This is a genomic window from Arcicella lustrica (assembly GCF_034930985.1).
In the GTDB taxonomy this organism is placed as follows: Bacteria; Bacteroidota; Bacteroidia; order Cytophagales; family Spirosomataceae; genus Arcicella; species Arcicella lustrica.
Map to the genome: position 1 here is coordinate 88,523 of NZ_JAYGIM010000005.1, position 13,164 is coordinate 101,686.

13 protein-coding genes are annotated in these 13,164 nt (G+C 34.1%); 5 read left to right on the forward strand and 8 right to left on the reverse strand.

Annotated elements, in window-relative coordinates:
- Positions 1-23 precede the first annotated feature (23 nt).
- The 3 genes from nuoH (at position 24) to VB798_RS07130 (ending at position 2,326) form a co-directional block, all read left to right on the forward strand.
- A complete protein-coding gene (nuoH, locus tag VB798_RS07120; protein WP_323257409.1) occupies positions 24-1,184 on the forward strand; it encodes an NADH-quinone oxidoreductase subunit NuoH in 1,161 nt (386 codons plus the stop codon).
- A 62-nt stretch (positions 1,185-1,246) separates the two neighbouring features.
- Positions 1,247-1,765, forward strand: a complete 519-nt coding sequence (locus VB798_RS07125; protein WP_323257411.1) for a NuoI/complex I 23 kDa subunit family protein — start codon at positions 1,247-1,249, stop codon at positions 1,763-1,765.
- Between the two features lie 51 nt (positions 1,766-1,816).
- Positions 1,817-2,326 carry an NADH-quinone oxidoreductase subunit J family protein gene (locus VB798_RS07130; RefSeq protein ID WP_323257413.1) on the forward strand — a complete coding sequence of 170 codons (510 nt, stop codon included), beginning with the start codon at positions 1,817-1,819 and terminating at the stop codon, positions 2,324-2,326.
- A 126-nt stretch (positions 2,327-2,452) separates the two neighbouring features.
- Here the strand turns inward: VB798_RS07130 and pyk are convergent, their stop codons facing one another.
- Together pyk and VB798_RS07140 are read right to left on the reverse strand one after the other, a co-directional pair.
- The gene (gene pyk / locus VB798_RS07135; RefSeq protein ID WP_323257415.1) at positions 2,453-3,925 is read right to left on the reverse strand and encodes a pyruvate kinase; all 1,473 of its coding nucleotides are present in this window, start codon (positions 3,923-3,925) and stop codon (positions 2,453-2,455) included.
- 290 nt (positions 3,926-4,215) lie between these two features.
- Positions 4,216-4,722, reverse strand: a complete 507-nt coding sequence (locus VB798_RS07140; RefSeq protein WP_323257417.1) for a PAS domain-containing protein — start codon at positions 4,720-4,722, stop codon at positions 4,216-4,218.
- A 178-nt stretch (positions 4,723-4,900) separates the two neighbouring features.
- On the opposite strand from VB798_RS07140, the gene murC reads away from it, so the two are divergent.
- Together murC and VB798_RS07150 are read left to right on the forward strand one after the other, a co-directional pair.
- Positions 4,901-6,277: a UDP-N-acetylmuramate--L-alanine ligase gene (murC, locus tag VB798_RS07145; protein WP_407654138.1), complete on the forward strand. Its 1,377-nt coding sequence runs from the start codon at positions 4,901-4,903 to the stop codon at positions 6,275-6,277.
- A gap of 424 nt (positions 6,278-6,701) precedes the next feature.
- The gene (locus VB798_RS07150) at positions 6,702-9,068 is read left to right on the forward strand and encodes a S9 family peptidase (RefSeq protein ID WP_323257421.1); all 2,367 of its coding nucleotides are present in this window, start codon (positions 6,702-6,704) and stop codon (positions 9,066-9,068) included.
- Positions 9,069-9,163: 95 nt separating this feature from the next.
- Here the strand turns inward: VB798_RS07150 and VB798_RS07155 are convergent, their stop codons facing one another.
- From VB798_RS07155 to VB798_RS07180, 6 genes are all read right to left on the reverse strand, one after another.
- Entirely contained in the window at positions 9,164-9,967 is an 804-nt protein-coding gene (locus VB798_RS07155) for a Rossmann-fold NAD(P)-binding domain-containing protein (protein ID WP_323257423.1), read from the reverse strand.
- Entirely contained in the window at positions 9,964-10,536 is a 573-nt protein-coding gene (gene nadD / locus VB798_RS07160) for a nicotinate (nicotinamide) nucleotide adenylyltransferase (protein WP_323257425.1), read from the reverse strand. Before nadD ends, VB798_RS07155 begins: the two co-directional genes overlap by 4 nt.
- 188 nt (positions 10,537-10,724) lie before the next feature.
- Positions 10,725-11,300: a guanylate kinase gene (gmk, locus tag VB798_RS07165; RefSeq protein WP_323257427.1), complete on the reverse strand. Its 576-nt coding sequence runs from the start codon at positions 11,298-11,300 to the stop codon at positions 10,725-10,727.
- Between the two features lie 119 nt (positions 11,301-11,419).
- Positions 11,420-11,626 (reverse strand): phosphohydrolase, encoded by a 207-nt coding sequence (locus VB798_RS07170; RefSeq protein ID WP_229202765.1) that lies wholly within the window; start codon positions 11,624-11,626, stop codon positions 11,420-11,422.
- A 222-nt stretch (positions 11,627-11,848) separates the two neighbouring features.
- On the reverse strand, positions 11,849-12,466 hold the full coding sequence (locus VB798_RS07175; RefSeq protein WP_184129601.1) for a sigma-70 family RNA polymerase sigma factor: 618 nt from the start codon (positions 12,464-12,466) through the stop codon (positions 11,849-11,851).
- A 167-nt stretch (positions 12,467-12,633) separates the two neighbouring features.
- On the reverse strand, positions 12,634-13,140 hold the full coding sequence (locus tag VB798_RS07180) for a hypothetical protein (protein WP_323257431.1): 507 nt from the start codon (positions 13,138-13,140) through the stop codon (positions 12,634-12,636).
- Positions 13,141-13,164: the final 24 nt, after the last annotated feature.

A 13,164-nucleotide genomic window follows, 5' to 3' on the forward strand; every position in this document is an offset into this window, starting at 1 on the left:
TTGCTATTTACTCATTTAGATATATGGAAATTACATCAACATTATTTACGGCCAAAGCCATTTATGTAGGAATCATCTTCGCTATTACCCTTGGTGTAGCGGCCTATTCTACTTACTTTGAACGTATCATTGCTGCTTTTATGCAAGACCGTGTTGGACCAGATAGAGCTGGACCATTCGGTATTTTACAGCCTCTTGCTGATGCTGTAAAAATGTTCATGAAAGAAGATTTTATCCCAGCTCATTCAAACAAATGGCTTTTTATTGCTGGTCCATGTTTATCAATGCTTACAGCTTTGATGACATCAGCCGTAGTTCCATTTGGTGACCAATTAGATTTAGGTGGAGGAATCATCCTAGACTTGCAAGGAATTGACGTAAACATTGGTATCCTTTGGGTATTTGGAATTGTTTCTTTAGGTGTTTATGGTGTTTTAATCGGTGGCTGGGCTTCAAATAACAAGTATTCATTAATTGGTGCTATTCGTGCAGCTTCACAAAACATTTCTTATGAATTGGCAATGGGGCTTTCAATCATCGCTATCTTGATGCTTTCTGGCTCACTTTCAACAAAATCTATCGTTGAAACGCAACAAAATGGTCATTGGAATATTTTTTATCAACCATTGGGTTTTGTTATTTTTATCGTTTGTGCTTTTGCTGAATGTAACCGTACTCCTTTCGATTTACCAGAATGTGAAACTGAATTAATTGGTGGTTATCACACTGAATACTCTTCTATGAAATTAGGCTTTTACTTATTCGCTGAATACATCAACATGTTTATTTCAGGAGCAGTAATGGCTACTCTATATTTCGGTGGATATGACTATCCAGGACATGATTATGTAGCTACTCAATTCGGTGGAAATATCGCTACTTTACTTGGCGTTGGTGCATTAATCGGAAAAGCATTATTCTTTGTTTTCGTGTTCATGTGGGTTCGTTGGACTCTTCCACGTTTCCGTTATGACCAATTAATGGGCTTAGGTTGGACTGGCTTAATTCCATTAGCAATGTTCAATGTTGTATTGACTGGTGCCTCAATGTTATTTACTGTAAATGATGGCGGTTCAAACTGGCTGACAGTTGGAGCATCATGGGCTGGCGTTATCATCATGTTAGTGGTAACTTTTGCTTACAGTGAAATGAAATACAAGAAAAAGAAATTAGCAACAGCTTAAAATATCGTAATATTTTTAAGCTTCAAAATAAAAACTCTTTCCTTTAAGGTTTGAAGACTATTATGAAATTATCAAATAAATCCAAAGTCTTAGAGCAAGAAGAAATGACTTTTGCCGAACGCATTTACTTACCAGCTATCGTTGGTGGTATGGCTACTACGCTAAAACACTTCTTTTCTAAAAAAGTAACCATTCGTTATCCTGAACAAAAACGTTATTTAGGGCCTGTTTTCCGTGGGCATCATATCTTGAAACGTGATGAACAAGGCGCAGAACGTTGTACTGCTTGTGGGCTATGCGCTGTAGCTTGTCCAGCTGAAGCAATTTCAATGGTTGCAGAAGAACGTAAAAAAGGCGAAGAAAACTTATACCGTGAAGAGAAATACGCAAGTGTATATGAAATCAACATGCTTCGTTGTATTTTCTGTGGTTTATGTGAAGAAGCTTGTCCTAAACAAGCCATTTATTTACAACACGATAAAATGGTTCCTGTTTTTGAAGACCGTTCTGAAGTAATCTTTGGAAAAGATAAATTGGTTGAAAAAATGGATAATCGCTATTTAAGAGAAGGTTGGAAATAGCCATTTTGTAAATAAATTATTTGTAATATCTGATAACGATTCATTAAAAATATGAACTTTTGGTACTTCCTAACTGCCTTGACACTCCTGAGTGCATCAATGGTAATATTATCTAAAAACCCAATACACAGTGTTTTGTATTTGGTTTTCACATTCTTCTGTATTTCTGGTCATTACGTATTATTAAATGCCCAGTTTTTAATGGCTGTTAATATCGTAGTCTATGCAGGTGCCATTATGGTATTATTCCTCTTCGTAATCATGATGATGGATTTAAGTAAAAATTCACCCGATTCGAAAAGTACATTGACCAAACTCGCTGGAGCAATTTTAGGCGGAACACTTTTAGTAATCTTAATTGCAGCCTCACGTAAAGTAGATTTAAAGAATGCTGTTGGGCTTCAAGCATACGATGCTCAAACGGGGATGGTTGAAGGGCTAGGACAAATCCTTTACCGTGATTATGTACTTCCTTTTGAATTGGTTTCTATCTTGTTTTTTGTAGCCATGGTTGGTGCAGTAATGTTAGGAAAAAGAGAAGCTGGAGAACGCAATTTCTAAGTAAATAAATATAACAACGAAAAGCCTGATGATTGATTTCGTCAGGCTTTTTTGTTTTCTTGCTTTTTCGGCAATAAAAAAGGGCTAAATCTTGAAGACTTAGCCCTTTTTATATGTTAAAGAATACTATTCAACAATACCTAATTGAACAGTATTTGTCTTCAAATTCTTATCAGAAGGAACACTTAAGGTAGTTACGAAAGTATCACCTGTAGCTAATAAACCTTTTTCTTTCAAGAAGTCTGTCATTCCTTTTACAGTTGCTTCAACATCTTTTCCTTTTGTTTCATAATAGAAAACATTTGCACCCCATAATAAACCCATTTCTTGTTGAACAGCTTTATTAGAAGTAAAGATATATAAGCCCGCTTTAGGACGGTGAGCAGACAAACGGAAAGCAGTATAACCACTATTTGTAATACACAAAATTGCTTTTGCTTCAGTATCACGAGCTAAACGACAAGCTCCAGCAATCATACGATCATTTAAAGGGAATTCAATTGCTCCTTTGCTTAAAGAGTGATTCTTAAAGTAAATTGAAGCTTCATCTCCTTTTACGATTTTGATTTCATTTTGTTGTTGCTCAACTACTTCTTGAATATGCGCCATTGTTTCAACAGCTTTCAATGGATATGCTCCAGAAGCAGATTCACCACTTAACATCGTAGCAGAAGCACCTTGTAATACTGCATTAGCAACGTCAGATGTTTCAGCACGTGTTGGTACAGGGTTTGTAATCATCGACTCTAACATTTGAGTAGCCACGATAACTGGTTTTCCAGCTAAAGTACATTTCTCAACCATTAGCTTTTGTAAATGAGGAACTCTAGCACCATCAATCTCAACACCAAGGTCACCACGAGCAACCATGATTGCATCTGTAGCTTCGATGATTTCGTCTAAATTATCAATCGCAAATGGCGTTTCGATTTTAGCAATTACTTTTGTATTCTTTCCATAAGCCTTGATTCTGTCTTTAATATCATGAATATCAGCAGCAGTACGAACAAATGAAAGAGCAATCCAATCAACACCATTATCTAAACCAAAATATAAATCTTTAAGGTCTTTTTCAGTTAAACATGGTAAAGAAACTTTAGTGCCCGGAAGGTTAATACCTTTCTTCGACTTTAAAACTCCACCATAAATAACCTCGGTAATTACTTCCTTCTTTTCTTTATCAATCTCTAAAACTTTAACTTCTAAATTACCATCATCCATCAAAATTCTTTCTCCAACATTTACATCTAAATACATAGAAGTATAAGTTGTTCCAACTCTCTCTGAAGTTCCCATTAAAGTTTCATCCATTACGAATGTCAATTTATTTCCTTCAGTAATAGTAACACCATTATTCTCTACAAGTTGTGTACGAATTTTAGGCCCTTGTAAATCTTGAAGAACTGCAAGATTAATACCTAACTCTTCTGAAACATCTCTAATAGTTTTTAATCTATTCAAATGATCTTCGTGAGTTCCGTGCGAGAAATTTAGTCGGAAAATATTTACGCCAGCTTTTGCAAACTTAACTAGCATTTCTTTTGAATCGGAAGCGGGACCTACTGTTGCTACGATTTTGGTTTTTCTTTGATAGGACATAATTCAGTTAATTATTCAATCTTGATAGTTCAATTAGATAATATAATGCGAAATTACATTTTACTATTTACACTTTGAATTAAATTTATGTGTTTTCTTCGAGAAGTTTAATTTTTATTTTGCAAATATAATTTTATCAAGAAAATAAATAACCAAATCAACAGTATATATTTTAATAAATATCAATAATAATATTTTGTCTTACTATCAGATTTCGAATGATTCTATAAGTTACAAAAAAATCCCATAAAGTTTTCACCTTATGGGATTAGCAATCGTTTTTCTAAACCTTAATTTACTTCTCGTTCTAAAGCCATAAAATTACACAATACTTTATCATTATTAAAAATCGGCACAATATCTACTTTACACAAATACTTCTCTCCATCTTTTCGGTAATTAAGTACTTCTCCTGAAAAGGATGTTTTGATAGCTAGCTTTTCTCTAATTTCTTTTCTGATTACTTCCGACGTTTCAATTCCTTGAAGAAAATTCGGAAATTTTCCAACAGCTTCATCAGCACCATAACCAGTCATTCTAGTAAAACCTTTGTTGACCCACTCTATTCTTTCGTTCGGACAAGTAATAACTATCGCATTTTCTCTATGTTTCAAAAAGCTTCTGATTTTACTTAAATTAAAATGCCAAGCACGGTTTCTAGCATATTCTTCTAAAAATTCATACTCAGTAATGTTGTTGCTTGCTCTAGTAGTAAACTCATAGGCATGTAGCAGTGGACTCACCAAGTGTACATTCTTGAAAGTATCACAATGGACTTGTGGGGAAAGATTAGTCATTTTACAAATAAATTTAAACTTACTGATGATGGTAAGTCTTTGTAAAATGATTTTGTTTTGAATTTCTACATTTTTTTTGAAAATAATCTTTCAGAAGACTACAGCCACAAAAGCCTTTGGTAATAATTATAAAAAACTAAATATCTTTGCCATAATAGAAATTTAACCCTTGATGAAAGTGAATCTTAAAGCCCTAAAACACATTTATTTTCTTGGAATCGGTGGCATTGGCATGTCGGCAATTGCACGTTGGTTTATTGCCAATGGCTATTCTTTGGCTGGTTATGATAAAACTGCTACTCCACTAACCAATGCTTTACAAGATGAAGGAATTCCCGTTCACTTCTCAGATGATATTAATCTGATTCCCGCTGAATTTTTAGCTAATAAAGAAGAAACACTTATTGTTTACACTCCTGCCATTCCGAAAGACCATCTTGAATTTAATTATTTAAAAGACAATGGTTTTACGTTGATGAAGCGTTCACAAGTATTGGGACTTTTAACCAAAAGCTTTTATACCATTGCCGTTTCGGGTACACATGGTAAAACCACTACTTCTTCAATGGTTTCGCATATTCTAAAAAATGCAGGTAAAAATGTTACTGCTTTTTTAGGAGGAATCACCCAGAATTATGGCACAAATTTCTTGATTAACGAATCGCCAGAAGATGTAATTTGTGTAGTAGAAGCCGATGAATTCGACCGTTCTTTTCTTACTTTATATCCCAACTTAACCATTGTTACTTCTACCGATGCCGACCATTTAGACATTTATGGTGACCACGACCAATTACTGGAATCTTTCCAATTATTTGTATCACAACTGAAAGATGGTGGTAAATTATATCAGCGCAAAGGTTTGAATTTAGCAGGTTTCACCAACAATGAATCGACAGAGTATTCATTAAATGAAGGAGATTTCTATGCTGAAAATCTAAGAATTGAAAATGCTGAAATGATTTTTGATATTGTTTATCCAAATGGTATCATCAAAGATTGTACTTTATTAACACCCGGTTTCCATAATGTGGAAAACGCTTTAGCGGCTACAGCAGTGGCTTTAGAAGTAGGGCTTAGTCCAGCACAAATCAAAGATGGCATTTGTACTTTCGGAGGCGTAAAACGCAGATTTGAATACCATATTCGTTCAGAGAAAATTGTTTATATTGATGATTATGCACATCATCCTACCGAAATTCAAGCGTTTTTATCTTCTGTAAAAGCATTGTATCCACAACATAAATTAACAGTAGTTTTTCAACCACATTTGTTTACTCGTACTCGTGATTTCCAAGAAGGCTTTGCTGAAAGTTTAAGTTTAGCCGACGATTTGATTTTACTAGATATTTATCCAGCCAGAGAATTGCCAATTGAAGGCGTTACTTCTGATATTATCTTCAATAAAGTAACTTCTCCCAACAAAACACTTTGTAGCAAAGAAGCCGTATTAGACCTCCTCAAAGAAAAACAACCTGAATTAATCGTTAGTGTTGGCGCAGGCGATATTGATACTTTGATTCCTAAAATTAAAGAATGGGGATTGAATTTGTAATGTTTTAAATTCCCAATTTCCACAGCTTTGACAACTTTTTAAAAGTTGTCAAAGCTGAACCAATCAAAACCTACGCAACTACTAAAAAAACTTAATTCATAGAATATTCATTAATCAACTCCCTAACTACTCTTTTCCACAACATATCATCATTTATCAAAATCATATAAGCCTTCATATAAATTACATCAACGTTTATATAATTTACATAAAGCTTGATATAATTTTGATAAAGTTTTATATAAAAAGTATCAACGTTGATAGGCTACACATAAACCTTTATGTGTAAAGCATAAATGCTGATATAATTTGTATAAAGCTTTATGTAAATTATATCAAGCTTCATACTTTTTGCATCAATTGTTTTGTTTGCTTAGATTTGTTTTATCCCTAAAAACTATATTTACAGTAAAAAATCATCAACATGAAAAAAATCCTTACGTTAATTGCCATTACTTGCTTTTGTATGCAACTCAATGCCCAACATCTGAGTATCGAGCATATCATGCAAGACCCTAAATTTACCATTGGTGCTTTACCTTCTTCTATTAATTGGTCGGAAGATAGCCGAATGATTTACTTCAACTGGAATCCTTTCCGAAATAAGGCTGATTCTTTATACAGTGCTTCGGTTACTGAAAAAAAGCCTTTTAAAGTTCCTCCGCAAACTCGTAGAGCTTTGCCTTCTTTTAATGGTGTTTATAGTCGAGATTTCTCAAAAAAGATTTATACCAAAAATGGAGATTTGTTTTTACTAGACTGCAAAACAATGGCGGTTCGTCAGATTACCAATACTGTAGAGGCTGAAAGTAATCCTAGTTTTAATGGCAAAGAAAGTAAAATCATTTACAGCAAGGCAAGTAATTTATACAGCTTTAATCTTGCCACTGGTGAAACAGAGCAATTAAGTAATTTCTTGACTGGCACTAAGAAAACGGAAACAAAAGCTAACGAACAAGAAAAATGGCTCAAGAAAGACCAGTTAAGTCTTTTTGAAGTATTAAAAGAACGTGCCGATAAGAAAAAACAAGGAGAGGCAATTGCCAAAGAAGATTTGCCAAAACGTGCCAAAGAGATTTATATTGAAGATAAAAGAGTAGATATTCAGACCTTGAGTCCTGATGAAAATTATATTACTTATCGACTCACAAAATCGGCTACTGGTGCAAAAAATGCTGTAGTACCAAGTTATGTTACAGAATCTGGTTTTACAGAAGATTTACCTGCTAGAACAAAGGTAGGTGCACCAATGCCTACTTATGAGTTTTGGGTTTATGACATTAAAAAAGATACAGCTTTACAAGTATCAACTAAAGAAATTGAAGGCATTGATGAACAGCCAGCTTATTTGAGTGAATACGCCAAAAAAGACACGACCAAGAATAAAAAAGCTGAAGCTAGAAAAGTAATTTTTAATGAGCCGATTTGGTCGGAAGATGGAAAATACTGTGTGGTAGTAGTAAGAAGCCAAGACAATAAAGACCGTTGGATTTTAAAACTAGATGTTGCCACCAGAAAACTTAAAACCATCGACCGTCAAAGAGATGAAGCTTGGATTGGCGGTCCTGGGATTGGCTCTAATTTTAGTACAGGAAATATTGGCTTTTTAGGCGATAATCAAACACTTTATTATCAATCAGAAGAAGATGGTTATTCTCATCTTTATACAGTTAATTTATCGACAGGTGCTAAAAAGCAATTAACCAAAGGGAAATTTGAAATTCAAAGTCTTCAATTATCAAAAGACAAACAGCATTTTTACTTTACTTCTAATGAAGAACATCCGGGCGAACAGCATTTTTATAGAATGGCTGTAACAGGTGGCGATAGAGTACGTTTAACAAAAATGACAGGTTCGAACCAAGTAGTACTTTCGCCTGATGAAACGAAATTGGCTTATTTGAATTCATATTCAAATCGTCCTTGGGAAGTATATATTCAGGATAATATAGTAAATGCTCCGCCTAGCCAAATTACGAAATCACAAAGCCAACAGTTTAAAGAATACAAATGGCGTGAACCCGAAGTCATTACTTTTTCTGCCAAAGACGGTGCAGAAGTATATGCTCGTTTGTATGAAGGCAAAGGAGAAAAAGGCAAAAGACCAGCCGTAATTTTTGTACATGGTGCTGGTTATTTACAAAATGTGCATAAATGGTGGAGTCAGTATTTCCGTGAATATATGTTCCACAATATGTTAGTTGATAATGGCTATACAGTATTGGATATTGACTATCGTGGTTCGGCAGGTTATGGTAGAGATTGGCGTACAGGTATTTATCGTTTTATGGGCGGTAAAGATTTAACCGACCAAGTAGATGGTGCTAAATGGTTAGTAGAAACCCAAGGTGTTGACCCTAAAAAGATTGGGATTTATGGTGGCTCTTACGGCGGTTTTATTACTTTAATGGCAATGTTTACTACGCCAGATGTATTTGCAGCTGGTGCAGCATTAAGACCCGTAACAGATTGGGCAGCCTATAATCATCCTTACACAGCGAATATCTTGAATGAACCACAAACAGACTCCATTGCGTATCGTAAAAGTTCGCCGATTTATTATGCTGATGGCTTAAAAGGCAATTTATTGATTTGTCATGGCATGGTTGATGTAAACGTTCATTACCAAGATGCCGTGCGTTTAGCACAAAGATTAATTGAATTGAAGAAAGAGAATTGGGAATTAGCTTCTTATCCAATGGAAGATCACGGTTTTGTAGAACCAACATCATGGATGGATGAGTACAAAAGAATTTTCAAACTGTTTGAAACAACATTGAAGAAGAAGTAGTTTTTGGATTTCGGATGTCGGATTTCAGCTTTGGGAAATTTTTAAAAGCTGAAATCCGATGTCTAATTATTCACTAACTCACAATTCACTAACTACTAAAATGAATATATAAAATCTAAAGGATTAGCATATTTAAACTGATAGCCAGTTTTCTCAATAAGCTTTTGCGGGCTGATAATTTTAAATGGAATGGCTTCTGTAGCTTCTTCAAAAATTGGGATTTCAAAATCATATTCTTTACAATTCTTAAGAAAAACGGCTTCACGTACAGGATGTTCTGGCGAGACAGCATTAAAAGTTTCTCCCCAAAAACCGTTTTCAAGTATCGTTGAAACAATGCCAATTACATCATCTTGATGGATGTAATTCACAGGAATTTGTCCAGTATTGATGCGCTTTCCTGCAAAATACTTCGCCCCAATTCTTTCCATTCCCATCAAGCCTCCACAACGTAAAATAGTTGTTTGTGTATCAAGTGCTTTTAATAATTCTTCTACTTTTATCAAAGCGAAAGAAGCTATTACTTCATCTTCTTCTGTAATTTCTTTATTCAAATCTGGATAGACGGACGTAGAAGAAGTATAAATGATGGATTGAATACTGGATTTTTTAATGGCAGGAATTAAAGATTGAATTTGTTGGATATGATAATCTTCACCATACTTGCCAGCACGAGGTGGAATACAAATAATTAATGTTTCTGATTGAAGGAATTCAACAAGTTCTTCACCTTCTACTGCTGGAGAAAATTTAAGCAAAAAAGGCTGAATGCCTACACTTTGAAGCAAAGGTATTTTGGTTTCAGAAGTAGTAGAACCTTTTACTTCATGACCATTCTCTACTAAGTATTTGCCCAAAGGCAAACCTAACCAACCACAACCTAAAATACTTATTTTCATAGATAAAACTTTTTTCTCAAGATAAACTCTTCTACTGCTTCTGGAATCATGTAACTGATAGATTGTCCATTTTTCAAACATTCACGAATAAAAGTAGCTGAAATATCCAATAATGGAGCTTTGACTAAACGTACATTTGGATGATTTTCTAAATCACTAGGTTCTGAATTCGGACGTGGATAGACATATAAACCGAAATATTCTAAAATCTTATCGTGGTTTTTCCAATTCGGAAACTGAGCTAGATTATCGCCACCAATAATTAATTTGAATTCATGTTGCGGATACTTTTCTTGCAAACGAATTAGCGTATCAATCGTGTAAGAAGGCTTGGGCATCGAAAACTCTATGTTAGTTACCTTAAATTTAGGATTATCAGTAATGGCTTTTTCAACCATGTCCAAACGGTCGAATTCGTGTAATAAAGATTTATTTTTCTTGAAAGGATTCTGCGGAGAAACTACAAACCAGACTTGCTCTAAATCTGTAGTGGTTGCCATTACATTGGCAACAATTAAATGCCCAATATGGATGGGATTGAAAGAACCAAAAAAGAGACCAATTTTCATATAGCTGTGAGCTATGAACTGTAAGCTATGAGCTGTAAGCTTTGAGCTGTAAGCTATGAGTTATGAGAAATGAGCTATGAGAATTAAGATAAAAAATTAATATTTTCTTTATTTTATCTTGCAAATCAAAACTCAAAGCTCAAAGCTCAAAACTTAAAACCTAAAGCTCAAGGCTCAAAGCTTAAAGCCTAAAGCTTTTTCGTAAAATCATCAAACAGTTTTTGTGCTTTTCTGAAAGCTTCTGTTAAGTCATCATTTAATAAAATGATGTCAAATCTGTCTTTAAAAGACATTTCAAAATTCATTTTAAATACTCTTTTCGAGATAGAATCTTCTGAATCTGTACCACGTTCACGCAAACGTTTTTCTAGTTCTTGTACACTTGGCACTTTTACAAAGATTGATAAAGCTCTGTCTTTATAATATTCTTTTAATTTCACGCCACCACGAACATCTACATCAAAAATGACATGTTTTCCAGAAGCCCAAAGTCGTTCAATTTCTGATTTCAGTGTACCGTAATAAGCTCCAGGATATACTTCTTCCCACTCTACAAATTCATCATTATCAATCTTCGCTTTGAATTCATCGGGTGTCATGAAGTAATAGTCTTTCCCATTTTCTTCGTTACGTCCACGTTTATCACGAGTACAAGCAGAAATAGAAAATCCAAGATTGTCATTATTGGCAAGCAAATGCTTTACAATAGTAGTTTTGCCCGAACCAGAAGGGGCTGAGAAGATAATAAGCTTTCCGTTTTCCAATTTTCAACAAGTAAGTAGGTACAAAATACCCTAATTAATTAAAAGTAAAAGGCTATTAAGTATATCGTAACAATCACGACGGACTTAATAACCTTTATCAAAAGAGCAAGCTAGCTCAATTACAATGCACTTATTTTCTTTTTGATACAATCAATCAAGCTTGAAGGAACGCATTTTTTTTCCAATTTCAATTGCATTGTTTCTTTGATACATTTCTCCAATTCATATCCTTTCTCACACGGCAAACACTTATCCATGTTTTGCTTAAATTGCGCTATTTGCTCGTCTGTTGCCTGACCATCCACAATTAACTGGACTAATTTCATACACTCAGATTGGTGCTCGCAGCTTGTCTTTTTTTGAATTTTTTCAACCTCGGAAACCATTATTCTATTGGATTAAGCAAATTTAATTTGGCGTTTTATTGGGGTTACTATTTGTGATAATCAAGTAGTTAATCAACAGGAAGGTTTATAAAAAAATTCCCTTATGTTTAAAAATAAAAAAAATATTCCTTTGAAAGTTCATTTTTTTATATCCATGACTACTTATTCTGCCATGCTGTCAGCATTTACGTCATAGCCTAATGATTTGGCATACGATTTCAATTTCTCTTTCAACAACATTCTGGCACGGTGCAAACGAGAACGGACGGTTCCGATAGGAATATCCAAAATCTTCGCCATTTCTTCATAAGTAAATCCTTCAACATCACAAAGGATAATCACCGTTCTAAAATCAACTGGCAAAGCATTTAAAGCGTTTGCAATTTCATCCCCAATTAAATCTTGAACTGTATCAGCTCTTAAATCTACTGTTTGGGTTGTTTCAGCGTCTTCTTCAGAATTATAAGTTGTTTCAACATCTTGATAATCAACTTTAGAAGGTTCTTTAGACTTCTTCCTAAAGTCGTTGATAAAACTATTCTTTAGGATTCTGAACAGCCATGCTTTGGCATTAGTTCCTTCAGCAAAAGAGTTGATGAATCTAAATGCTTTGAGATATGTGTCTTGGACAAGGTCGTTGGCATCATCTTCATCATTCGTTAGACGAAAGGCAAAGTTGTACATTGAGTCAATGTACGGCATAAACTCTTTTTCGAAAACTCTGTGTTTTTCTACTTCAGTATAGGTTTGAGTTATTTTAATTTCTTCTTGCTCGTCCATGGTTGCTGCTGAATATCACTTGATAAAAATAGAAAATGATACCTTCATTATCAAGTAATTTATTGAATCTACATTACATTGTTTTAGATAATTTTTTATAAACAAACAACTTGCCAAGCATGATTTTTATCATTTTACTGACAAAAAGGCACAATCATGATTGGTGACTAATCTTTTCTAAAAAATTGAATAATGACAATTACTAAGGTTGTAAAAATAGTGCTGGCAATTACTTTGGCTAGAATGGGTAGAATAAGTCCGAAATCTGAGGCTTCTAATGAAAAAAGTATAAAATGATGAACAAATGTCAAAATCATCACATAAGATACAAACCAAGATAAACCCATTGATTTTAGACTAAGTACTTGGCGTTCGTCATAGCCTCTTTGTGGAACTAATAGTGCTAAAATGGGAGTACGAATATAAGCGATGAAAGTCATCGCAGCGGCATTTGCACCGATGGTATTATAAAAAATATCAATAAACATTCCAGCAATAAAGCCTAGAAACACTAGCTGAACTCTACTAATATCAAAAGGAAGTAGAATAACAGTGGCTACATAAACAAAACAAAATGCGTGATTAAGGAATACCAATTGTCTGACAAAGAAAATTTGCAACAAAAGATAAAAAATAAAAGTAAGTATTTGTGGAAAAATATTTCTTGGAGTCATTCTTAAATTAAATTGCCGAGTTTA

Bases quoted from the DNA above. Each gene is read 5' to 3' on its own strand.
- nadD (WP_323257425.1), bottom strand. From the start codon at position 10,536: ATGAAAATTGGTCTCTTTTTTGGTTCTTTCAATCCCATCCATATTGGG.
- VB798_RS07155 (WP_323257423.1), bottom strand. From the start codon at position 9,967: ATGAAAATAAGTATTTTAGGTTGTGGTTGGTTAGGTTTGCCTTTGGGC.
- VB798_RS07180 (WP_323257431.1), bottom strand. From the start codon at position 13,140: ATGACTCCAAGAAATATTTTTCCACAAATACTTACTTTTATTTTTTAT.
- VB798_RS07125 (WP_323257411.1), top strand. From the start codon at position 1,247: ATGAAATTATCAAATAAATCCAAAGTCTTAGAGCAAGAAGAAATGACT.
- VB798_RS07170 (WP_229202765.1), bottom strand. From the start codon at position 11,626: ATGAAATTAGTCCAGTTAATTGTGGATGGTCAGGCAACAGACGAGCAA.
- VB798_RS07150 (WP_323257421.1), top strand. From the start codon at position 6,702: ATGAAAAAAATCCTTACGTTAATTGCCATTACTTGCTTTTGTATGCAA.
- VB798_RS07140 (WP_323257417.1), bottom strand. From the start codon at position 4,722: ATGACTAATCTTTCCCCACAAGTCCATTGTGATACTTTCAAGAATGTA.
- nuoH (WP_323257409.1), top strand. From the start codon at position 24: ATGGAAATTACATCAACATTATTTACGGCCAAAGCCATTTATGTAGGA.
- VB798_RS07130 (WP_323257413.1), top strand. From the start codon at position 1,817: ATGAACTTTTGGTACTTCCTAACTGCCTTGACACTCCTGAGTGCATCA.
- pyk (WP_323257415.1), bottom strand. From the start codon at position 3,925: ATGTCCTATCAAAGAAAAACCAAAATCGTAGCAACAGTAGGTCCCGCT.
- VB798_RS07175 (WP_184129601.1), bottom strand. From the start codon at position 12,466: ATGGACGAGCAAGAAGAAATTAAAATAACTCAAACCTATACTGAAGTA.